We start from the raw sequence: 23,500 nt of genomic DNA on the forward strand, positions 1-23,500 counted from the left end.
TTTATATTAATCCAAACATTTCATAGACTCCAAGAAATTTAAAAGAGGCGAAAATAATTACCAATAAAAGAATGTAACGCACAAATTTAGCTCCTAAACTAACAGCAAAATTAGCTGCAACATAAGCTCCAATCATATTTCCTGCGGCAAGAATAAAACCAATTTTATAATCAATTTGTCCATTCATTATAAAAACACCCAAAGCAAATGGGGTGTAAAGAAGAACAATAAATACCTTAATCGCATTTGCCTTCACGAGATCAAAACCTGCTCCCAACACCAATCCTGAAAGAAGGAAAAACCCAACACCAGCTTGTATAAATCCACCATACAATCCAATAAAAAAGAAAATTACAATTTGTATTATACTCGGTTTTGATCGAATTAACCCTGCCTGTCCTTTCACCCATGCATCAGGCTTGTAAAGCACGATAAAAAAGAGGAAAATAAGCAAACCGCCAATGGTTTTCTGCATCATATCCTCATTGATTTCAACAGCAAGACTGGCTCCAATTACCGATCCAACAATAGCTGGAAGTGCCAGCCAGATCCCTTCTTTAAAAGAAAAAACTTTTTGCTTTTTAAAACTGCTGACCCCAACAATATTCTGCATCAAAATGGCTATTCGATTGGTTCCGTTAGCAACATTTGCGGGAAGTCCCATAAACATCAGCACAGCCAAACTAATTATTGATCCACTACCTGCAAGCGTATTTAGAAACCCACAAAAAACACCAACAATTACAATTAAAATATAATAATACCATTCCATAATTTCATCCTTTTTAAGCGCTTAAACTAAAGATAAAAATTGAAACAAAACATGTTTAAAAACAAAATGCTTCGGAGAAAATAATTTGACTAAACATATTGCTTAAACATCACAAAATCAATAATAGTTAAGCACTTTACAGAATATCGAACAAAAAAAAGAGGAGAATCAAATCTCCTCTTCTTCTATATTTGTAAAATAATACTACCAAGCAAACATTGGTCGCTCACACATCATCTCATTTACGCGCTCACGAACAGAAGCGATAACCTCTTCGCTTTCGATATTGCTAATTACCTCATCAATCATTTGAACGATTATTGGCATATGCTCCTCCTTTAAACCACGAGTTGTAATTGCTGGAGTTCCAACACGCAAACCAGATGTTGCAAATGGGGAACGGGTATCAAATGGAACCATATTTTTATTGATGGTAATATCAGCCTGAACCAATACATTTTCCACTTTCTTACCAGAAATTTCAGGAAATTTTGAACGAAGATCAACCAACATGGAGTGATTATCTGTTCCACCAGAAATGACTTTGTATCCTAACTTCATAAATTCAGCGGCCATTACTTTTGCATTTTTCTGCATTTGAATCGCATACTCCTTATATGAATCAGTTAAGGCCTCTCCAAAAGCAACTGCTTTTGCAGCTATAACATGCTCAAGAGGTCCTCCTTGTTGTCCTGGAAATACAGCAAAATTTAATACCTGAGACATCATTTTCACTTCCCCTTTTGGAGTTGTTTGTCCCCAAGGATTTTCAAAATCTTTTCCCATTAAAATCAATCCTCCACGTGGTCCACGAAGAGTTTTATGAGTTGTTGTAGTCACAATATGACAGTAAGGAATTGGATTACTTAGTAATCCTTTTGCAATTAATCCTGCAGGATGAGCGATATCCGCCATAAGCAAACATCCTACTTTATCCGCAATTTCGCGTAAACGAGGAAAATCCCAATCGCGGGAATAAGCAGATGCTCCGGCAACAATCATTTTTGGTTTATGTTCCAAAGCCAACTGCTCTAATTCATCGTAATCAACTGTTCCGGTTTCTTCTTTTACATGATATGCAATAGGATTGTACAAAGTACCAGAAAGGTTTACCGGTGATCCGTGTGATAAATGACCGCCATGTGATAAATCCAATCCTAAAAATGTGTCCCCTGGCTGCAAACAAGCATAAAATACAGCAGCATTTGCCTGTGCACCGGAGTGTGGCTGTACGTTAGCATATTCTGCTCCGAATAATTCACATGCTCTGTCAATAGCCAATTGTTCAGTTTGATCCACGATCTGACAACCACCATAATATCTCTTTCCCGGATATCCTTCAGCATATTTATTTGTCAGGCATGAGCCCATTGCGTCCATTACTTGCTGACTCACGAAGTTCTCAGAAGCAATTAATTCAATACCATTCTTTTGACGTAGGTATTCCTGATCAATTAGGTCGAAAATTTGAATATCTCTTTCCATTGTTGTTTGTCTTTTTTCCGAAATTATTCGAAATGAATTAATGATTTGTTAGTGTTTAGAAGGAATATAATTCCTTACCGATAAAGTATTTACTCCCCCTTGAAAAGATGATGCACCACAAAAATAATTAAATTATATATTCCTAAAAGTGCAGCTTCAAAATTAGACAAATCAGCATATTAAAAAAATTATTTCTTAGCTAATTCATTCTTAAAAGAATATTTATAACACATATAGAAAATAGATCATTTAAAATCCCTAATCTCATTACATTCTTATCAGACTCATCAAGCTCTAAAAATCAATAATCATCTTGTAAAAATCGCATCTCACCTTTCAATAAGCACATAAAATCTAAATTCTAAATTTTCATTTCACAACTTAACACATTTATTGTAAATTTAACATTGTAAATAATCCTAAATAAACCAGTATGGAAATAGTTGACTCAAATCCAAAACAAAGACCAGGACTATTAACTACCTTATGTATTCTTACCTTTATTGGAAGTGGATTCGGTATTCTAAACAATATCTTCGGGATGATTATGTCTCCTCTCAAGAACCTTTTGGATCCAGAGCTTTTCGAAACTGCACTGGACAATGTTCATGATGATTTTGCCCGGAAATTTGTAGAACAAGCACTGGAAATAGGGCAGAAAGCTCTTCAGCATATTTTTGAAATATCTCTGACTCAATTTATATTGTATGTGGCAAGCTTAACAGGTGCTATTCTAATGTTTCAATTAAAAAAGACAGGGTTTTACATCTATTCGGCAGCTCAAGTATTGCTTCTCTTTGTAGCTCCTGTGTTTATTGGATTTAACTTATTTGTTAATATTGGAATCTTATTTGGAAGTATATTCACCATACTATTTATTGCCCTTTATGCTATCAACCTTAATAAACTGAATTAATATTTATTATCCCTAAAAAAACCAAACTATTATGGAAGAAAATGTAACAACTATCGAAACTCCTAAAAAAAGACCAACTTTCTTAACCGTTCTTTGTATCCTATCATTTATTGGTAGTGGTGGCTTTGGATTACTGTATTCTGTATATCAGTATGCAACTTTCGAAAGCACCTATCCTGCTCAAATGGAAAAGTTAACTACTGCAATGGATCAATTAGAACAAGCAGGAATGGATTCAGGTTTTTTCTACAAAAGCACTGAAAATGGAATCGTAGTACTAGAAAAAATGTCTCAGAACCTAGGTTTGGTTACTGGTGTTAATTGTCTTTTTGCAATACTAAGTTTACTCGGTGTCTTCATGATGTTTAAACTAAAAAAGAATGGTTTCTACTTATATACAATTATAAACTACTTTTGGGTATTAGTTCCATTGGTTCTAATCGATTTTGAAGCATCAATGACAAATGCCTTAATTGGAGGAGTGATAGTTACACTCTTTGTCATACTTTATGCAGTGCAGCTAAAACACATGGACTAGCAAAACTACCAATGTATTAGATACAAGCCACTCATTCCGGGTGGCTTTTTTAATACTTTTTAAAATAATTTAACTCGGAACAAAATCACCCTTTTTGTAAATTTGTTCTGATATTAAAAACAAAAAATTGATTGAAATGAGAACTAAATCTGTTTTTTTTGTTTTAATCTTATTGTTTTCCCTTAGCGGATTCTCTCAAAATAAGATCAACAAAACAAAGCCAAACGAGGACATTAAAGTCAATAAGGAATTTGATAAAGATGGAAATCTGATTCGATATGATTCCACCTATGTTTACACTTGGTCATCGGATAGTTGCCATCACTTTACTCCCGACTCTGCCTTTTTAAATTTTTCGGATATTCATGAAATGAGAAAAAATATGCAGGAACAATTGGAGCAATTATTTAATCAGGACAGTTCCGGGCACAAACAATTTCAACACCCATTCTTCAACGAAGATTTCTTTAATGATGATTTTTTCAATCCTCAATTCTTCCATAATGATTTCTTCTCCCAAGATTCCAGTTACAATGATCTTCTTCAAAAAATGGAAAAAATGATGGAAGAACGCATGAATTTCTCGAAAGGATACAATGAAAAGATGCATCGAAATCTGGATTCATTGCACAATGATTTTATGAAAAAACAAAAGAGATATTTTCAACAAAGAGATTCCATATATCGGAAGCATAATAAGGATAAAGGCAAATCTATCGAATTGTAAACTCTACTGCGGGAACGGTTCTTTTAAAAAACTACTAATCGGCAGTTATATTTAGCAAATGCTGCCGATAAGCAGAAAATAATTTGGATTTCGAAACAAATCCAACGTATTTGCCATGATCCAAAACGGGCAAATTCCAAGCGCCTGTTTCCTTAAATTTGTCCAATACTTTTTCCATTGAATCGGCAAAAGAAATTGATGCGGGTGGCATAATCATCAAATTACAAATTGGTGTAGAATACAATTCATCATTAAACATGATTTCACGTACCTCATCGAGCAAAATGATCCCAATTAAATAACCTTCTTCGGTAAGCACTGGAAATATATTCCTCTTCGATTTGGATATCACTTTCACCAGATCACCTAAATTCCCATCTTCCGAAATGCTTATTAAATCAGTTTCTATCACCTTTGAAAGCTGCATAAAACGTAAAACAGCCAGATCCTTATTATGAGTTATCAACTCGCCCCTTTTGGCCAATTGAGCTGTAACAATAGATTCTTTTTGCAAACTTTTTACTGTAATAAAAGAAATCGTAGTTGACAACATCAACGGAACAATTAACTCGTATCCGCTGGTAATTTCAGCTATCAAAAAGATTCCGGTTAATGGCGCATGCAAAACGCCGCCAAGAACACTGGCCATGCCAACCAATGTGAAATTACTCTCTGAGAGTGGCTCCCCCAACTCGAAATGATTGTATACAAATACAAACAAAAAGCCCAGCATCGCTCCTGTAAACACCGAAGGAGCAAAAATACCTCCTATTCCACCCGCACCTAAAGTAATTGAGGCTGCAATCACTTTTAAAAAAACCAATGCTCCAATAAAAATGACTACCATATACCAAACATCAGTATAATTTTCAAACAAACTCGAACGAAAAACCTCAGCAAGATTCCCACCCACCAATGCTTTTACTGTGTTATAGCCTTCTCCATATAAAGCGGGAAAATAAAATATGAGTATTCCTAAAGAAAGTCCACCAATCAGCATTCTGTTTCTCAGAAATTTAAAATGTTCAAATCGGTTTTCAATCCAAAGAAATGTTTTGGTGAAATAAACAGAAACAAGTCCTGAGAGAATACCCAGTAAAATAAAAAAGGGAATATCCCGTATCACAAAAGGATGAATGATAGCAAACTCAATCAATATATCCTCATCCAAAAAAAGCTTTGTTGTTATTGCCCCGCTAACCGAGGCCATTAGTAAGGGAATTAATGAAAATCGCGACAAATCGATTAACAATACCTCCAAAGCAAATACAATAGCTGCGATCGGAGTATTAAAAATAGCTGCAATTGCTCCCGATGCACCACAAGCCAACATCAAGGTAATTTCTTTGTAGTTTAAATGAAAATTACGCCCCATATTCGATCCGATAGCCGCTCCTGAAGAAATGATTGGAGACTCCAGACCGATACTACCTCCAAATCCTGCAGTGATAATGGCTCCTATAACGGATGAATAGGTTTTGTGTAATTTCACAATACTATTCCGTTTTGATATTGCATGCAATAGTGATGTAAGGTTGTGTTTTGCAAGATCGCGAATAATATATTTTCTAAATACCAAAGTAAGGCCAACACCGATCATCGGGTACAGAAAAAACAAATAATTCTGATAACTCCAATTGATTCCTTCCAACAAAAACTCACGTCCGCGATATACTGCTGTTTTCAATACAAGCGCAGTCATTCCGGAAGCAATACCGATAAGTACGCTCAGAATTAAAATAAAACTTTGATTATTAATGTGACGCATTCTCCATATTAGAAATCGACGCCACCGCGTGTTTCCGATCATGAAATTTAATAGGCTAAGTCCTAATTTAATAAATAGAATTCTAATATCAGTAATTTACAAAAAAAGAAAAGTCCATTTTGCAATTGCAAAATGGACCTTAACGAATATAATAACTAATTCTAACTATCTATTCATCCGAAAAATGAACCAAAACTCTTCTGTAGACATTGAATATTTTCGCTTTTGAGACAAAACCCAAATATTTTTCATCCTGCACAACCGGAAGGTTCCAGGCTCCTGTTTCTTCAAATTTTCGCATCACCTTATCCATAGGCGCATCAACATCCAAAATTGCTGGTGGCATAATCATTAAACTCCACACGTATGTATCATCATACATCTCAGGATTAAACATGATGTCTCTGATATCATCCAACAGTACAATTCCCAACAATTTTTCATCCTCATCAACTACAGGGAAAATATTTCGTTGTGAATGCGAAATAATCTTCACTAATTCTCCTAAAGTTGCATTCGGGTTCACTCGTTTCAAATCCGTTTCGATCACCTTACCCATTTTCATAAGTGTAAGAACCGCTTTGTCCTTATTATGAGTAATCAGCTCGCCGCGTTTTGCCAATCGTTTGGTGTAAATTGAATGTGGCTCAAAATACATGATTGTAAGATAGGCTATGGTTGCTGTAATCATGATTGGTACAAACAATGCGTAGCCACCGGTGATTTCAACAATAAGAAATATTGCAGTAAGAGGCGCGTGCATAACACCTGCCATCATCCCTGCCATCCCGATAAGGGTAAAATTGCTTTCGGAAAGCTTAATAAAATTAAATCCGTTAATTACCCGGGCCACAAAAAATCCGGCAACAGCTCCCAAAAATAAAGAAGGAGCAAAAATACCTCCAACCCCACCACTACCTGTAGTAACTGTTGAGGCAATCACCTTAAAACCAATAACCAGCACCACATATCCTAACAACAGCCAATAATTGTCTTTCAGAAAATAGAATATACTATTATTTACTAAATCAGTATGATTGCCATTCAGCAACGATTGAATGGTGTTATAACCTTCTCCATAAAGCGGAGGAAACAAGAAAATCATTATCCCCAGCAAAATACCTCCAACAATCATTTTTCGATAACAGTTGGTAATCTTCCCGAATATTGATTCCAGATACATTGAAAAGCGGGTGAAATAAAGAGAAACCAAACCTGCGAAAATACCTAAAATGATATAGTAAGGGATATTATTGATTACAAAAGGAGTTGTTACATCATATGTAAGTAAAACACCTTTTCCCATAAAAAAGTAGGAAACACTAGCTCCGGTAATCGATGAAATTAAAAGTGGAATTAAAGATGCCATGGTTAAATCGAGCATGAGTACTTCCAAAGTGAAAATCATTCCCGCCATAGGGGCTTTAAAGATTCCACCGATTGCTCCTGCTGCTCCGCAGCCAACCATCAGTGTAACAATCTTGTAGTTCATATGAAAAAGACGAGCCAGATTCGAACCAATAGATGCCCCTGTAAGCACTACGGGCGCCTCAGCTCCAACCGATCCTCCAAAACCAATTGTTAAAGTACTGGCGATAATTGAAGAATAGTTGTTATGAGGTTTTATTTGAGAATTCTTCTTTGATATCGCATACAAAATACGCGATACACCATGTCCGATGTTATCCTTCACAAAAAATTTCACAAACAAAACAGCAAGGAAGATACCTATTGCAGGATAAGCCAGATACAACAAGTTGGCAGAATCAACATGCAATCGATGCGTTAAAAAATGATGTGTAAAATGAATTGCGTTCTTCAAAAGAAGCGCAGCCAAACCACTTACCAGGCCCACTAAAAAACTTAAAAGTAGAACGAACTGTCGTTCCTTGATGTTCTTCACTCTCCAAATTAAAAACCTGGAAAGCAAGCTTTTATTCTTCATTTCTAAAAAAATTCAACGTTTATGTCTAACGACATTATTAATACGTATAGATCGGATGGCTGAAGAAGTCAGGCGACCCTATAGAGAATTACATAAAAAAATCCAGCGATTCCATTAATCTTATGTATCCCATTGATTATCTGAGCCAATCAGGCAATACATTTACATAACAGCTCTTCAAACGGAGTGCAAAAGTAACAGATATTTAATAAGGAGAAAACCTTTTGACAGAAAATTTTATAAACTTTCCTCATGATGGCCTAAATTTCTGATAATCAACACAAACTAAACAAACGTTTGTTGTGACAAAGCATCAGAAAGAATCTTAAATTTCGATTTTATTAATCTTCTGAAAAATGCTTTAACATACGACGGTAAGTAGAAAAAATTTGCGCCCTCGATACGCACCCACAATACTTACCTTCATTAAGAACAACCAAGTTAAATTTATCGGAATATTGATACTTGCTAGCCACATCAGCCATCGACTCGTCGTGCTGAATTATAACCTCTGGAACAACCATCAAATCACGAACAAATACTTCATCATACTTCTCTGGCTGAAACATTATCTCCCGAATATCATCCAACTTTACAATGCCTTGAAAATTATTCTCCTCATCAATTACAATAAATATGTTCCGGTGTGCTTTAGCGATAACTTTAACTAATTCTCCCAATGTGGCATCTGAATTTACGGTGCTAAAGTCTTTCTCAATTAATCGGGTAACCCGCATCAACGACAATACGTTTTGATCTTTATCATGTGTCATTAACTCTTTACGCTTGGCTAACTGTATGGTATAAACAGAATGAGTTTCGAAGGTTTTTACCGTGGCATAAGAAACTGTAGCTGTTATCATCAAAGGAACAAACAATTGATAACCTCCTGATATATCCGCAATCAAAAACAATCCTGTTAATGGTGCGTGCAACACTCCGGCAATCATTCCTGCCATACCAATTAGAGCAAAATTATTAACCTCAAGATCTCGAAACCCTAAATGACGCACAAGTTTAGCAAATAAAACACCTGCATTAACTCCCATAAATAATGTAGGTGCGAAAATACCACCTACACCACCTGCTCCAAAAGTAATTGAAGCAGCAATCACTTTAAAAAATATCACCATAACCAACAAAACAATAATCATCCAAAAATTATCCTGAAAAGAATAGAAAAATGAATTGTTGAACAGGTAGGAATAATTGCCTGACAGAGATGAGTTAATCGCATCATATCCCTCTCCAAATAAAGCGGGGAAAAAGAAAATAATAACTCCAAGTGATAATCCACCAAAAATTAATTTCTTATAAATCGAATCAATTTTTTCGAAAATACCATGTATAAACATGTAGCACTTTGTAAAATAAGTAGCAATCAGACCGGTGAAAATCCCCAAAACAATGTAGTAAGGTAAATCCGACATAATAAACCCGTTTTGCACCTTAAAAGGATACAAAACATCCATTCCCAAAAAGAAATAAGAGGTTATAACAGCTGATGCAGATGCTAACAAAAGCGGAACCAAAGACCACATGGTGAGATCAAGCATGATTACTTCCAAAGCAAAAACAATTGCAGCAATCGGAGCTTTAAAAATCGCAGCCATTGCTCCCGCACAGGCACAACCCAAAAGCAATGTAATATGCTTGTAATTTAAGTGGAATAAACGCCCAATATTTGATCCAAGAGCAGCTCCGGTCGCGACAGTTGGCCCTTCCAAACCAACCGAACCACCAAATCCAACTGTTAGGGCCGATGTTACAACTGATGAGAACATATTGTGGCGGCTAATTTGAGCATTGGATTTTGAAATGCCATAGAGTACATTTGGTATGCCATGACGAACCGGACGTCTGATCACATATTTTATAAATAAAACGGCCATCAAAATTCCAATAGTTGGATAAATAACGTATAGTATATTTTTATATTCCAGCGAGGAGTTACGTTGAAGAAGGGAACTGATAAAATGGACAGAATTTTTAATAATTACTGCTGCAATTCCTGATGTTACACCAATAATAATAGCTAACATTGAAATAAACTGACGATTATTTATGTGCTTTAAACGCCAAACCAAAAAACGACCTAATAATGATTTTTTTTTCACCCTAAAATTTAAATAAAACCAATCTCACGATTCCAACGCAACCAATTGCCAATCATTCACCAAATTCCTTCATTCGAAGCTTAAAATAAAGAATATCTTCCTTAAGATACAAGAAGCAACTCCCTAATCGAAAAAATAATCCAATGTAATCTGATATATATAATAGATCTAAAGAACATCTTTCAGATCACATTACTACGTTCTAAAGAGTAACAAGTTGAATAGGTATGCTTAAAATCATACTTCCACGTCTTATTCTTATCAAGAATTTTTCTAAATTTGCATCATCACCGATTCATATTAACAGACACAAGCATACAATCTTTGTTCTTGTGTCTTTTTTTGATTGAATAACATTAGATTCTAAAGAAAATGACAAATCGAATAACATCTCTTTTCAATATTAAATACCCAATTATTCAAGGGGGAATGGTTTGGTGCTCAGGTTGGAAGTTGGCAACGGCTGTTAGTAATGCCGGAGGATTAGGTTTAATTGGCGCCGGATCGATGCACCCTGATACATTTCAGGAGCATATTCAAAAAGCAAAAACTGCAACCAACAAACCATTTGGTGTTAATGTTCCATTACTTTATCCTGAAATGGATAAGATCATGAACATCATTGTAAAAGAAGGTGTTAAAATTGTATTTACATCGGCAGGAAGCCCTAAAAAATGGACTCCATTTTTAAAAAAACATGATATTACGGTGGTGCATGTTGTATCAAGTGCTTTTTTTGCAAAAAAATGCGAGGATGCAGGTGTTGATGCAATTGTTGCTGAAGGTTTTGAAGCAGGAGGTCACAATGGAAGAGAGGAAACAACTACAATGGCATTAATTCCTTCGGTTAGAAAAGTCATTAAATTACCTTTGATTGCGGCTGGTGGAATTGGATCAGGAGAAAGCATGTTATCTGCAATGATATTAGGAGCTGATGGAGTTCAAATGGGAACCCGTTTTGCCATTTCTGAAGAATCCTCGGCTCACGAAAATTTTAAAAAATCGGTACTGAAACTAAGTGAAGGCGACACAAAACTGGCTCTGAAAAAGTTAGCCCCTACCCGTTTGGTTAAAAATGATTTTTTCAATCAAGTACATGAAGCAGAATGTAGAGGTGCATCCCCGGAAGAAATGAAGGAAATATTAGGAAAAGGCCGTGCTAAAACAGGCATGTTTGAAGGGAATTTAGAAGAGGGTGAATTGGAGATTGGTCAGGTTTCTGCACTAATCAATAAAATCCAACCCGTTTCTGAAATTATAACTCAAATAGTACAAGAATATCAAGAGAGCCTGACTCAATTACAATCCGAAAAATATAAATTTTAAGGCGTATCCATTCTTAAATTACACAGAAGAAACTATGATTGAATTTGATAAATTTACACTTAAGAATGGCTTGCGGGTAATTGTGCATCGCGATGAGACCACTCCAATGGCTGCCGTAAATATATTATACAATATTGGAGCAAAAGATGAAAATCCTGAACGAACCGGATTTGCACACCTTTTTGAGCACCTCATGTTTGGAGGATCGATAAATATTCCAAATTACGACGAACCCCTGCAAATGGTCGGAGGCGACAACAACGCATGGACCAATAATGACATCACCAATTACTATCTTACTGTTCCAAAAGCAAATTTGGAAACTGCTTTTTGGTTGGAATCCGACAGAATGCTGAGTTTGGCTTTTAGCGAAAAAAGTCTGGAAGTGCAACGAAGTGTAGTCATTGAAGAGTTTAAACAACGGTATTTCAATCAGCCTTACGGCGATGTATGGTTGCATCTTCGCCCTTTGGCCTATAAAGAACATCCTTACCAATGGCCTACAATTGGGAAATCTATCGATCACATTGAAAAAGCTACCTTAGAAGAAGTTAAGGATTTCTTTTTTCACCATTACGCTCCCAACAATGCAATAATGGTTGTTGCAGGAAATGTGGATACTCAACAAGTAAAAGAACTATCGGAAAAATGGTTTGGACCAATTGAACGAAGAGAAATTCAGGAAAGAAATCTTCCTGTAGAACCAACTCAAAATGAATTCCGGAGCAAACGAATTGACAGTAACGTGCCGTTTGATGCCATCTACATGGCCTTTCATATGGGGAAAAGAATGGACGAGGATTTCTATATTATTGATTTGATTTCGGATGTATTGTCTAACGGACAATCGTCCCGGATTTTTCAATCGTTGGTAAAAGAAAAGAATTTATTCTCTTCGATCGACGCCTACATTACAGGTGAATTTGAACCGGGCTTGTTTCTGATAACAGGAAAACTAGTTGAAGGTGTAGCCATGGAAACAGCAGATGCTGCCATTTGGGAAGAACTGAATAAAATGGCCACAACAAAAGTTGATGAGTACGAACTTCAGAAAGTGAAAAATAAGGTGGAGTCAAGCTTAGTGTTTTCAGAAATCAGCTATTTAAACAAGGCTATGAACCTGGCTACCCATGAATTATTAGGTGATGCCGACGACATTAATAAAGAAGTGGAAAAATATCAGAAAGTAAGTGTTAATGACATTTTAAACAGCTCCGCTAAAATTTTCAGAAAGGAAAATTGTTCTACACTTTATTACTACTCAAAAAAATAGGAATGGAAAATTTATATAGAAACACAGCTCCAGAATTCAAAACCGTAGATAGCGTTGAAATTCTGCCCTCACGAAAACATTCGTTGAGCAACAACATTCCCGTTCACATTATTAATGGTGGTAGTCAGGATGTAGTGAAAATTGAATTCATTTTTAATGCTGGAATCTGGCAGCAGAAAAAGCCGTTAATTGCTACTTTAACAAATACAATGCTTAACGAGGGAACCTCCTCTTTAACTGCATCTGAAATTGCAGAGAAATTTGATTTTTTGGGAGCTCACATTGGGTTTTCGGCGAGCAAACATGATGCAAGTGTTACACTGTACAGCCTTAAAAAACATTTTTCTGAAACCCTTTCTTTAATTGCAGATCTAATTAAGAATTCCATTTTTCCCGAAAAAGAATTCAAAACAATTCTAACCAATAAAAAACAGCAGTATCAAATTGATCATCAGAAAACAAATGTTTTAGCGAAAGAAAAATTCACCGAGATGATTTATGGAAAAAATCATCCTTATGCAAACATTTATGATATTCGTGAATTTGACAATTGCAGTCTGCAAGATGTTAAAGAATTTTACAAAGAACATTACACACCTGACAATTGCCACATTATAATAGCTGGTAAGGTGGATGATAATGTATTAACTGAAGTTGAAGAGTTATTTGGTGAAACTAAATGGAGAAATCAAAGTCAGTCAATTGATTTCAATCATAAAATAATTGGTTCAAAAGAAAAGTCCGCCTTCGTATGTAAAGATGATGCTGTTCAATCGACAATCCGAATTGGTCGCAAATTATTCACGAAAACTCATCCCGATCATACGGGAATGCAACTTTTAAATCTAATACTTGGAGGTTATTTCGGATCACGATTGATGCAAAATATCCGGGAAGATAAAGGATATACCTACGGAATCAACTCCATCATACTCTCTCATTTAAAAGATGGCCATTTTGCAATTGTAACTGAGGTAGGCGCTGAGGTTTGTAAGGCTGCAATACAAGAAATATTCGTTGAAATTAAGCGGTTAAGGGAAGAATTTGTCTCTGAAGAAGAGTTGACATTAGTGAAAAACTATATTTCAGGTGAAATGCTTCGAAATTTAGACAGTCCTTTTGCCTTGTCGGATGGATTAAAAGGAAATTTACCTTTTGGTTTAGACAATACCTATTTTGCTCATTTTATTAAGGATTTAAAGGCTGTAACTGCAAAAAAAATAATGGAATTAGCGAATGAGTATTTGCAACCTGATGATCTTTACCTTATAGTATGCGGACCGAAGGAATGTGAAGAAGCCATTACTTTTCCAAAGTAATTCCTTTTTTTGCCAAACAGAATGATACATCAGTTTAATGTATAGTAATTTGCTGCAAACTTCACATATAAGTGATTACCTGCAAAAAAAAAGGCAAACAAGTCCTATATTTAGTATCTTAAAATTATAAGATTTTGCTACTTTTAATTGTTGCAACGATATATACAGAACAAACAGGTTTTTATGAGTGGTGAGACCGAAAAAGATAAACAACTAATACTTGACGCCTACGAGGAACTTTTGAAACATTGCAAAAGAAGCCGTGAGCCTGAGAGTAAACAATTGATAGATAAAGCTTTCCATTTTGCCTGGGAAGCTCATAAGGGCGTGCGCCGTAAATCAGGAGAGCCCTATGTACTGCATCCAATTTCTGTAGCTCAAATTGTAGCAGAAGAAATGGGTTTGGGTACTAAGTCCATTGTATCTTCCTTACTGCATGATGTAGTTGAAGATACCGAATATACACTTGAAGATATCCAAAATCATTTTGGTGAAAAAGTTGCCCAAATTGTTGATGGTCTGACTAAAATTTCAGACGTATTTGATCAACAAACCTCAATGCAGGCAGAAAATTTCAGAAAAATGCTATTAACCCTGTCCGACGATTTAAGGGTAATTCTGATAAAAATGGCTGACAGACTGCACAATATGCGCACTTTGAATTCAATGCCATTGCGCAAGCAAATGAAAATTGCCGGCGAAACACTATTCCTTTTTGCCCCTTTAGCACATAGAATGGGATTGTATTCTATTAAATCTGAATTAGAAGATTTAAGTCTGAGATATGAACACCCGGATGACTTTGACAACATTTCTAAAAAGATTATAGAACAAGAAACAAAGCAGCAAAAAATAATAGAAAGCATAATTGCTCCCATTGAGGAGAAACTGAAGCAAGCAGATATTCAATGCTCCATTAAAAACCGACCAAGGTCAATTTTCTCTATATGGAATAAAATTGAAACTCAGAATACCAGTATTGAAGAAATTTACGATCTCATTTCCGTTCGGGTCGTTTTCACACCAAAAATTGGTGTTCCTGAGAAAAACCAATGTTGGAACATTTACTCCCTTATTACCGACATTTACAAACCCAAACCAGAACGTATCAGGGATTGGGTTAGTACACCTAAAGCCAACGGCTACCAGGCTCTGCACGTAACAGCTATGGGACCTCAGGGAAAATGGATCGAATTTCAGATAAGAACAGAGAAAATGGATGACATCGCAGAAAAAGGTTTTGCAGTTCATTCCAAATACAATACCATTGGAAACGGTGAGTCTGAATTAGATAAATGGCTAAACGATGTTCGTGAAATCTTAGATAATCCGGAAGCTGATGCAATGGCTTTTCTCGACGAATTTAAATTGAATTTATTTTCGAAGGAAATTCAGGTTTTTACACCTAAAGGTCAAATTCGCACCTTACCGAAAAAAGCCACGACCCTTGATTTTGCCTACGATATCCATACAGATATTGGAAATCATTGTATTGGAGCGAAAGTAAATCATCGGTTGGTTCCATTAAGCCATGAATTAAAAAGTGGTGATCAGGTAGAAATTTTAACCTCTGAAAAACAAGCACCCAAATATGAATGGATCGAATTTGTAATCACTGCCCGCGCAAAGTCTAAAATTAAATCAGCCTTTAAAAAAGAAAGAAAAGAATACACTATAAAAGGTGCCAGAATGCTAGAAGACCAATTATCTGACAGCGGTCTTCTTCTAAATGCGAAAGCATTTAGAAAAATGCTGGAACACTACAAGCTTTCAAATAAAGAAGAATTATTTTATAAAATTGGTTTGGGAAAAATCAATATTAACGAAATTGATGGTGTCGTTCGAAAAAAATCAAAAAGCAAATTTATCAAGTATTGGAAACTTCAGTTTTTTGGAGGTTCGGGGGAAAATGAGGACGAAGAAATCCTTGAAACCCCTAATTCAAAACCAGAACTTGATAAAAAGAAAACCCTTATGCTTACAGAGTTAGCTGCTAATGAGAGCTACAAAATAGCATCTTGCTGCAAACCAATACCTGGCGACGAAGTTCTTGGCTATCTGGATATGGCTAATAACGTAACCATCCACAAAAGGAAATGCCCCAATGCATTAAAGTTAATGTCAAGCCAGGGCGATCGTATTCTTGCTGCAGACTGGACCAGTCATAGATTAATGTCTTTTCTCGCCATTATTGAATTAACCGGAATTGATAAAATTGGTATTGTTAATGAAGTTACTAATGTTATCTCTAAAGATCATGATGTAAATATGCGCTCGCTGCACTTTGAAAGCCATGATGGTGTGTTTGAGGGCTTAATCCATCTCTATGTTCACAACACTGAAGATCTTAACAATTTAATTATGAAACTTATCAAGATCAAAGGTCTTGATAATGTGAAACGTATCGAGAATATTGAAGAATACAGCTAAATTAAAATTTATTCTAAATAAGCTTTCAGTTCTAAAAAAAATCACTATTTTAGACCCATTATTTTAAATTAGATTAGATAACACCTAGGTTATTTTTTGATATGAGCAACGAAGACACTAAAGAAATTGTTAAGAAGATGTTTACAGAATATCTTCAGAAAAAGGGACATCGAAAGACTCCGGAAAGATACGCAATACTAGATGAGATATATTCCCGGGAAGGACACTTCGATATTGAATCTCTTTATATTTTTATGAAAAATAAAAATTATCGCGTTAGTAGAGCAACCCTTTACAATACTATAGATCTTCTTTTAGATTGTAAATTGGTAGTTAAGCACCAATTTGGCAAAAATATCGCTCAATTCGAAAAAGCATATGACAGCAACAAGCACGATCATTTGATCTGTATCCGTTGTGGCAAAGTACTTGAATTTTGCGATACCCGTTTAGAGGATGTTCGTAAAAATGTTTCCGATGATATGGATTTCAAAGTTTCTCATCATTCCTTATATATTTACGGAACATGTCAAGAATGTCGAAAAATTGAAACCAATTAATTTATCAACAATAAATATCTCTAAAAACCTCTATAACCGGAGGTTTTTTTATGCCCAAAATTGACTTATCAACAAGACCCGTTTTCCTCTTCACGGAATAAAAATATTTATTACCTTTGACTGTTAAAACTTGTAAGTATTCTTCAAGATTTAACAACATACCCCAAACCATTTTTATAAATCCAATCATAAAATTGGTTTGGATAATTACTTGTTAAGATTTACTATCAAATTATTAGACAGATGAAAGTTGATGTACTTTTAGGCCTCCAATGGGGAGATGAAGGTAAAGGAAAAGTTGTGGATGTACTAACCCCAAAGTACGATTTTATCACCCGTTTTCAGGGTGGCCCCAACGCAGGACACACTTTGGAATTTAATGAAATAAAGCACGTTCTGCATACAATTCCTTCCGGGATCTTCCGCGATGATAAGATTAACGTTATTGGAAATGGTGTTGTTATCGACCCGGTAATTTTCAAGAAAGAAATTGAAGGAATAAAAAAACTTGGAATCAATCTATCCAAAACCTTATTTATTTCGAAGAAGGCTCATTTAATTTTACCTTCTCACAGAATTCTTGATGCGGCATCTGAAGCGGCTAAAGGGAAATCAAAAATTGGATCAACCCTTAAAGGAATTGGACCAACCTATATGGATAAAACCGGAAGAAACGGTTTGCGTGTGGGAGATATCAAATTAAACTTCAAAGAAAAATACGACTCGTTAGTTGACAAGCACCGTTTAATGCTTGACAAACTTTATGAGTTTGATTACGACATTTCTGAATATGAAACCGAATGGTTTGAAGGCATCAAAGTTTTAGCTGAATTTCAGTTAATCGACAGTGAACAATTTCTTAATGATGCTCTTAAAGATGGTAAATCAATTCTTGCAGAAGGTGCACAGGGAACTATGCTGGATGTTGACTTTGGATCCTATCCATTTGTAACTTCATCGAACACTGTTTGTGCCGGAGCTTGTACTGGTTTAGGTATTGCACCGAATCGAATTGGCAGAGTTATTGGTATCTTCAAAGCATATTGCACAAGAGTTGGTATGGGACCATTTCCAACTGAGCTTTTTGATGCTGATGGAGATTTGTTAAGAGCTAAAGGAAATGAATTTGGATCGACAACCGGTCGTGCCAGAAGATGCGGTTGGTTGGATCTTGTTGCTCTTAAGTATTCGATCATGATTAACGGCGTTACTGAATTAACCATGATGAAATCGGATGTAATGGACGATTTTGACACCATTAAAATTTGTACATCTTACCTTGTAAATGGTGAAGAAGTTGAGCATGTTCCTTATGAAATGACTGACGATATCAAACCTGTTTACACAGAGTTTAAAGGTTGGAAAACTGATATGACTGCTGTTACTCATGAGAATGAGTTCCCTGAAGAATTTAATGCTTACATTAATTTTATTGAGGAAGAAACCGGAGTAACTGTTAAAATTGTTTCTGTTGGTCCAAACAGAGCTCAAACTATTGAAAGAATGCTTGATTAATCAGGCACAACAATAAAAGTCTGTTAAGACTCACAAAAAAAACCTGTTTGAAAATCAAACAGGTTTTTTTTTAATTCTGTAAAAACATTATTTGCTTACATTTTTGATTGAGCCTAAATCAGGAAAAAATTCAATACTGTAATTTTCGTTCAACAGTACTTCAGCAGGCATATTCGCTATTTTTCCAAACTGTGCAATCGGCATTCTATTCTGAAATAAAATTTCTTTCCCATTAGAAATAGAGACATCAGCCATTCCAGGAATTCGATAAAATATTTGCTTCTGAGGAACAAGTCCAACTGTTGGAATAATTGCCAACTCTCTTGTTATCTCTAAATTTTTAAAATCAACACGAATTGGTTTTCCGCCCAAATCATTAACTCCAACCGGGCCAGATTGCGGAGACATTCGGAAAATCACCCCGCCATTTTCACCATTTTTAGGAGTAAATAAAAACTGAAAATTCTCTATAAAACCAACTCTCTTACCAATAAATAGTGATAAATATTCATTTTCCAATTTTTCCAATTCTTTAATAATTATCTCATAAGCCTTTCCGTCAGGAGGCAATACTTCATAATTGGCAGTTAATATTTTAAATCTTCTTTTTCTTAACTTAAATATCTGATGAGCGGCTTCTTCCGCTTTTTCCTCCAATGACTTTACCAAGGCTTGCTTTTCCAGAACCGGAACTTTTACAAAAGCGGTATCAGTTTCCACCACTTTAAATATGGTATCCTCTTTATACTTTATTATTGGATCGATCGAAAACTTTCCGTATTCTATATCAATCTTATCATCAGCAATAAAAACCAATTTCTTTTCTTCTTTCAATAACATTTTCTTCTCCAAATTAAAACCTCTGATTAATCCGGTAGGAGTCAAAGAAATTAAACTAGGTTCATAATCCACGGAAGTGGTAATTTTATGATATTCTTCCGGATCTACCTCGCCGTGAGAAGAAACATCAATGGATTTTAGTTCCCACTCCACTCCATCGGCAGAAACAACATCCGAGATGTTCAGATATTTTTTCGCATATTCGGCAAAAGGACCTCTTTTTAAAATTGTTTTTTCTGCAGTCACATCAAGTTTTAAAACGGTTTGAGGCAATGCATACACTACTGTATTAGGAGTATCCAGCGTTTTTCTTTTTTGAGCACCGGCATACCACTGACAGGAAATTACAACAAGTAATCCCAATAAAATTCTAAGAATCATTCGGTTCATTACAATCTGAATTTTTTGTTTAAAATCGTCTAACTAAAACTAAGGATGAATACTATCTAATAATTACACAATAGCTTACTGTTTTTTTAAGTACAACCATGCTTTTGGTAAATAGTCAACAATATCACTGGCAGTAAGTCCTTCTACACCAACATCTACAGAAGCTAAATCTCCCGCTAAACCATGCAGATAAACTCCGATTATTGCAGCAATATGTGATGAGTAGCCCTGCGACAACAAAGATAATATTATTCCAGTTAACACATCACCGCTGCCAGCTGTTGCCATTCCCGGATTACCTGTAGGATTAAAATAACAAGTTCCTTCCGGACAGCAAATAGCCGTATACGCTCCTTTTAACAGTAAGGTCAATCCATGCTCTTTTGCAAATTCACACTGCATGCAGTTGCGGGTATAACTATCGCCGCTTTTACCTACCAAACGTTCAAACTCCTTAACATGTGGTGTGAAAATGCTGCCTAATGGCAATTCTTCTTTAAGTTCAGGATGCTCTCCTATGATATTAATCGCATCGGCATCTATTACCATCGGAACTTTTACTTCCTTTAAAAGATCAATCATTGCCTTAAAAGAATTCTGCTTTTTATCAATTCCCGGACCAATAGCAACTGCCTTAAATTGGCTTAAATCAGGATATTCTGTAAAAATAATATCTGAACGATCGATACTAACCATAGCTTCGGGGACAGATGTTTGCATAATTTGATACCCAAAACGTGGAATGTGCGTGGTTAACAAACCAATTCCTGAACGTAAACTAGCACGGGAAGCCAGTATTGCAGCCCCCATTTTTCCGTAACTTCCACTTATAAGCAATCCATGACCGTAAGTCCCCTTATGATCAAATTTTTTCCTGGGCATTAATAAAGACTTCACAAACTCTCTACTTAGTATTTTGTAAGCAGTGGGTTCTGTTTTAATTATTTCAGGATGCAACCCAATTGGCAAAACTTCCCATTCACCAACATATTCAGCATTTTCGGGAAAAAGAAATGCCAATTTGGGAAATTGAAAACTTAAGGTATAATCGGCCCGTACAATTCCTCTCAAATTATTTTTGGAGTTATCCTCTCCCATCAGCCCAGATGGAATATCAATGGCAATAACTTTTGCATCACTGGTATTTATTGCTTTCACAACATCCAACGCCAATTCTTCCAATGGTCTTGATAAACCTGAACCAAAAATTGCATCAACAACTATGTCATCTTTAAAAAGCCATGGCATCGATTCAATCGAAGTCATTTCATACAAATCCAATGTATTCAAATTTCTTATCCGCTCCAGATTCGCCTCAGCTTCATCCGATATCTTATCGGTTATTCGAAGCACAAATACTTCAACAGCATAATTCTTATCAGCCAACATGCGTGCCAAGGCTAATCCATCTCCTCCATTATTTCCCGGACCAACAAAAACCTTGCAACTTTGAGGAGCAGGAAAATGTGAAATAATCCACTTAAAAATTTGCCCCGCGGCTCGTTCCATTAAATCGATGGAAGATATTGGTTCATGCTCTATGGTGTAGGCATCAATCTCAGCAATTTGTCTGGCAGTAAATATTTTCATTATTATCGGGTTTTGAATCGTTAAATGATAGGTTCTACAAAAGTTAATAAACAAAACATTACAATCTGATAATACCTAAATAGTTCAAGTATCTAATTTAGGCTTGCTATCGTAATCTTTTTTTTTGTTTAAATGCCTTACGTATTGAATGCCTTTATCAAAGATACTAAACTTTCAATAACCAATTCTACTTACGAAAACGTTTTAAATAGATTCATTCTGGTAACAAATCCTTACTGTCTTCTGTTTTTTTCTATATATTTGTCAATCTTAAAACTGAAACTTTACTTTTATAATTAAAAACTAACATTTATGTTTAAAGGACATCCTAAAGGACTAATTCCAGCTGCTATAGCAAACATGGGAGAACGATTTGGTTTCTACACCATGATGGCTATTCTGGTATTATTCCTACAAGCCAAATTTAATTTAGATGGAGCTAATGCTGGTATTATTTACTCTATTTTCTATTTTTCAATTTACATTTTAGCATTAGTTGGAGGAATTATCGCTGATAAAATAAATAACTTTAAAGGCACTATTCTAACCGGTTTAATTATGATGGGTGCAGGTTACTTTATTTTAGCAGTACCTACTCCTACGCCGGTATCAAGCGTTCCATTTTTCTTAACTATTTCACTAATTGGATTATTTGTAATTGCTTTTGGTAATGGTCTTTTTAAAGGAAACCTTCAAGCCTTAGTTGGTCAGATGTATGATGACCCTAAGTATGGTGCCTTAAGGGATTCAGGTTTCTCTCTTTTTTATGCATTTATTAATATAGGTGCTATTTTTGCTCCGATTGTTGCAATTGGAATGCGTAATTGGTGGTTGGGAAAAAATCAATTACAATATGATGCAAGTTTACCCGAATATTGTCATAGTTTCATTAATGGTGACATTTCGGAAGCTTCTATGCATACATTTCAAGAGTATGCTGATAAAGCAAGTGGAGTACATGTAGCTAATTTAGCTGAATTTGCAGATAGGTACTTAAATGTATTTAATACTGGTTTCCATTACGCATTTGGTACAGCAATTGTGGCTATGGCTATTTCTTTATTCATATTTATCAAAAACAAAAAACAGTTTCCAAATCCAAAAGGAACAGAGGCTCCTGCTGCAGGCTCTGGATACACTAAAGAAGAAGTGAAGATGGAAGCTAAAGAAATTAAGCAACGTATGTATGCTTTATTAGCCGTATTTTCAGTTGTTATCTTCTTTTGGTTCTCTTTCCATCAAAATGGTTTAACATTAACGTTATTTGCTAAAGATTATACAGTACTTAAGATTGGAACCTGGCATTTCTCAGTAGAGCTGTTCCAATCCATGAACCCATTCTTTGTTGTATTCTTAACTCCTGTTGTAGTAGGTATCTTTGGATGGTTAAGAGCTAGAAACATGGAGCCATCTACTCCAAAAAAGATTGCTATCGGTATGGGTATAGCTTGTTTAGGTTTTGTTGTAATGATGTTAGGTTCTTTCGGTTTACCATTATGGGAAACTATTACTCCTTCGGCAGGTGGTACTCCGCTTATGGATTCTGAGCGTGTTGCTCCATATTTACTATTGGGAACTTATTTTATCTTAACAGTTGCTGAGCTATTTATTAGCCCAATGGGTATTTCATTTGTATCTAAAGTTGCTCCTCCTCAATATCAAGGTCTAATGCAAGGCGGATGGCTAGGTGCTACGGCATTAGGAAATGGACTATTATGGATTGGTGCTGTCTTATATCAAACAATACCTGTTTGGATGACTTGGAGTATTTTTGTTGTCGCTACAGCAATCTCCATGTTTACAGTCATATTCATGGTAAAATGGTTAGAAAGAGTTTCTGAGTAAGCAAATCAAATATATCATATTGAACCGTCTCAGAAATGAGGCGGTTTTTTTATGCCTGCAACTCTCCAATTAAATATTCTATATCCCAATCAATAAATTCAAATAGAATTTTTGCCCCCTATTTAAGACATAAAGGTATTTTAT

At 35.5% G+C, this 23,500-nt stretch carries 17 protein-coding genes; 10 read left to right on the plus strand and 7 right to left on the minus strand.

Annotated features, from left to right (window positions below; all coding sequences use genetic code 11):
- Nucleotide 1: 1 nt before the first annotated feature.
- Entirely contained in the window at nucleotides 2-772 is a 771-nt protein-coding gene (locus ACKU4N_RS16500) for a sulfite exporter TauE/SafE family protein (RefSeq protein WP_321318227.1), read from the minus strand.
- 204 nt (nucleotides 773-976) lie between these two features.
- Nucleotides 977-2,257 carry a serine hydroxymethyltransferase gene (gene glyA, locus ACKU4N_RS16505; protein ID WP_321318229.1) on the minus strand — a complete coding sequence of 427 codons (1,281 nt, stop codon included), beginning with the start codon at nucleotides 2,255-2,257 and terminating at the stop codon, nucleotides 977-979.
- 433 nt (nucleotides 2,258-2,690) lie between these two features.
- Between glyA and ACKU4N_RS16510 the strand changes: the two genes are divergently transcribed.
- From ACKU4N_RS16510 to ACKU4N_RS16520, 3 genes are all read left to right on the plus strand, one after another.
- Entirely contained in the window at nucleotides 2,691-3,173 is a 483-nt protein-coding gene (locus ACKU4N_RS16510; protein WP_321318231.1) for a hypothetical protein, read from the plus strand.
- A gap of 31 nt (nucleotides 3,174-3,204) precedes the next feature.
- Nucleotides 3,205-3,711 (plus strand): hypothetical protein, encoded by a 507-nt coding sequence (locus ACKU4N_RS16515; protein WP_321318233.1) that lies wholly within the window; start codon nucleotides 3,205-3,207, stop codon nucleotides 3,709-3,711.
- A 136-nt stretch (nucleotides 3,712-3,847) separates the two neighbouring features.
- Nucleotides 3,848-4,438 (plus strand): hypothetical protein, encoded by a 591-nt coding sequence (locus ACKU4N_RS16520; RefSeq protein ID WP_321318235.1) that lies wholly within the window; start codon nucleotides 3,848-3,850, stop codon nucleotides 4,436-4,438.
- A 34-nt stretch (nucleotides 4,439-4,472) separates the two neighbouring features.
- On the opposite strand, the gene ACKU4N_RS16525 is transcribed toward ACKU4N_RS16520, so the two are convergent.
- From ACKU4N_RS16525 to ACKU4N_RS16535, 3 genes are all read right to left on the minus strand, one after another.
- Nucleotides 4,473-6,206 (minus strand): chloride channel protein, encoded by a 1,734-nt coding sequence (locus tag ACKU4N_RS16525; RefSeq protein WP_321318237.1) that lies wholly within the window; start codon nucleotides 6,204-6,206, stop codon nucleotides 4,473-4,475.
- A gap of 169 nt (nucleotides 6,207-6,375) precedes the next feature.
- A complete protein-coding gene (locus ACKU4N_RS16530; protein ID WP_321318238.1) occupies nucleotides 6,376-8,151 on the minus strand; it encodes a chloride channel protein in 1,776 nt (591 codons plus the stop codon).
- Between the two features lie 341 nt (nucleotides 8,152-8,492).
- Nucleotides 8,493-10,268: a chloride channel protein gene (locus ACKU4N_RS16535; RefSeq protein ID WP_321318240.1), complete on the minus strand. Its 1,776-nt coding sequence runs from the start codon at nucleotides 10,266-10,268 to the stop codon at nucleotides 8,493-8,495.
- 372 nt (nucleotides 10,269-10,640) lie between these two features.
- Here ACKU4N_RS16535 and ACKU4N_RS16540 point away from each other — a divergent pair, with 372 nt between their 5' ends.
- The 6 genes from ACKU4N_RS16540 to ACKU4N_RS16565 all read left to right on the plus strand — a co-directional run bounded on the left by ACKU4N_RS16540 (nucleotide 10,641) and on the right by ACKU4N_RS16565 (nucleotide 18,691).
- On the plus strand, nucleotides 10,641-11,594 hold the full coding sequence (locus tag ACKU4N_RS16540) for an NAD(P)H-dependent flavin oxidoreductase (protein ID WP_321318242.1): 954 nt from the start codon (nucleotides 10,641-10,643) through the stop codon (nucleotides 11,592-11,594).
- A 34-nt stretch (nucleotides 11,595-11,628) separates the two neighbouring features.
- Entirely contained in the window at nucleotides 11,629-12,867 is a 1,239-nt protein-coding gene (locus ACKU4N_RS16545) for a M16 family metallopeptidase (protein WP_321318244.1), read from the plus strand.
- Nucleotides 12,868-12,869: 2 nt separating this feature from the next.
- Nucleotides 12,870-14,186 carry a M16 family metallopeptidase gene (locus ACKU4N_RS16550; RefSeq protein ID WP_321318246.1) on the plus strand — a complete coding sequence of 439 codons (1,317 nt, stop codon included), beginning with the start codon at nucleotides 12,870-12,872 and terminating at the stop codon, nucleotides 14,184-14,186.
- Nucleotides 14,187-14,369: 183 nt separating this feature from the next.
- Entirely contained in the window at nucleotides 14,370-16,616 is a 2,247-nt protein-coding gene (locus ACKU4N_RS16555; protein ID WP_321318248.1) for a RelA/SpoT family protein, read from the plus strand.
- A gap of 101 nt (nucleotides 16,617-16,717) precedes the next feature.
- On the plus strand, nucleotides 16,718-17,176 hold the full coding sequence (locus ACKU4N_RS16560) for a Fur family transcriptional regulator (protein ID WP_289530681.1): 459 nt from the start codon (nucleotides 16,718-16,720) through the stop codon (nucleotides 17,174-17,176).
- A 243-nt stretch (nucleotides 17,177-17,419) separates the two neighbouring features.
- Nucleotides 17,420-18,691: an adenylosuccinate synthase gene (locus tag ACKU4N_RS16565; protein ID WP_321318249.1), complete on the plus strand. Its 1,272-nt coding sequence runs from the start codon at nucleotides 17,420-17,422 to the stop codon at nucleotides 18,689-18,691.
- Between the two features lie 87 nt (nucleotides 18,692-18,778).
- Here the strand turns inward: ACKU4N_RS16565 and ACKU4N_RS16570 are convergent, their stop codons facing one another.
- Complete coding sequence (locus ACKU4N_RS16570) at nucleotides 18,779-19,921, minus strand: DUF4831 family protein (protein ID WP_321318251.1); 1,143 nt, start codon at nucleotides 19,919-19,921, stop codon at nucleotides 18,779-18,781.
- Between the two features lie 75 nt (nucleotides 19,922-19,996).
- Nucleotides 19,997-21,511 (minus strand): NAD(P)H-hydrate dehydratase, encoded by a 1,515-nt coding sequence (locus ACKU4N_RS16575; RefSeq protein WP_321318253.1) that lies wholly within the window; start codon nucleotides 21,509-21,511, stop codon nucleotides 19,997-19,999.
- 312 nt (nucleotides 21,512-21,823) lie between these two features.
- On the opposite strand from ACKU4N_RS16575, the gene ACKU4N_RS16580 reads away from it, so the two are divergent.
- Complete coding sequence (locus ACKU4N_RS16580; RefSeq protein WP_321318255.1) at nucleotides 21,824-23,356, plus strand: peptide MFS transporter; 1,533 nt, start codon at nucleotides 21,824-21,826, stop codon at nucleotides 23,354-23,356.
- The last annotated feature ends 144 nt before the right edge of the window (nucleotides 23,357-23,500 follow it).

The sequence above is a fragment of the Labilibaculum sp. genome, from assembly GCF_963664555.1.
Lineage (GTDB): Bacteria > Bacteroidota > Bacteroidia > Bacteroidales > Marinifilaceae > Labilibaculum.

Excerpts from the sequence above, each read along its gene's own strand:
- ACKU4N_RS16550 (WP_321318246.1), top strand. The coding sequence starts at position 12,870 with ATGGAAAATTTATATAGAAACACAGCTCCAGAATTCAAAACCGTAGAT.
- glyA (WP_321318229.1), bottom strand. The coding sequence starts at position 2,257 with ATGGAAAGAGATATTCAAATTTTCGACCTAATTGATCAGGAATACCTA.
- ACKU4N_RS16520 (WP_321318235.1), top strand. The coding sequence starts at position 3,848 with ATGAGAACTAAATCTGTTTTTTTTGTTTTAATCTTATTGTTTTCCCTT.
- ACKU4N_RS16575 (WP_321318253.1), bottom strand. The coding sequence starts at position 21,511 with ATGAAAATATTTACTGCCAGACAAATTGCTGAGATTGATGCCTACACC.
- ACKU4N_RS16500 (WP_321318227.1), bottom strand. The coding sequence starts at position 772 with ATGGAATGGTATTATTATATTTTAATTGTAATTGTTGGTGTTTTTTGT.
- ACKU4N_RS16580 (WP_321318255.1), top strand. The coding sequence starts at position 21,824 with ATGTTTAAAGGACATCCTAAAGGACTAATTCCAGCTGCTATAGCAAAC.
- ACKU4N_RS16560 (WP_289530681.1), top strand. The coding sequence starts at position 16,718 with ATGAGCAACGAAGACACTAAAGAAATTGTTAAGAAGATGTTTACAGAA.
- ACKU4N_RS16530 (WP_321318238.1), bottom strand. The coding sequence starts at position 8,151 with ATGAAGAATAAAAGCTTGCTTTCCAGGTTTTTAATTTGGAGAGTGAAG.
- ACKU4N_RS16570 (WP_321318251.1), bottom strand. The coding sequence starts at position 19,921 with ATGAACCGAATGATTCTTAGAATTTTATTGGGATTACTTGTTGTAATT.
- ACKU4N_RS16565 (WP_321318249.1), top strand. The coding sequence starts at position 17,420 with ATGAAAGTTGATGTACTTTTAGGCCTCCAATGGGGAGATGAAGGTAAA.
- ACKU4N_RS16510 (WP_321318231.1), top strand. The coding sequence starts at position 2,691 with ATGGAAATAGTTGACTCAAATCCAAAACAAAGACCAGGACTATTAACT.
- ACKU4N_RS16555 (WP_321318248.1), top strand. The coding sequence starts at position 14,370 with ATGAGTGGTGAGACCGAAAAAGATAAACAACTAATACTTGACGCCTAC.
- ACKU4N_RS16515 (WP_321318233.1), top strand. The coding sequence starts at position 3,205 with ATGGAAGAAAATGTAACAACTATCGAAACTCCTAAAAAAAGACCAACT.
- ACKU4N_RS16525 (WP_321318237.1), bottom strand. The coding sequence starts at position 6,206 with ATGCGTCACATTAATAATCAAAGTTTTATTTTAATTCTGAGCGTACTT.
- ACKU4N_RS16545 (WP_321318244.1), top strand. The coding sequence starts at position 11,629 with ATGATTGAATTTGATAAATTTACACTTAAGAATGGCTTGCGGGTAATT.
- ACKU4N_RS16540 (WP_321318242.1), top strand. The coding sequence starts at position 10,641 with ATGACAAATCGAATAACATCTCTTTTCAATATTAAATACCCAATTATT.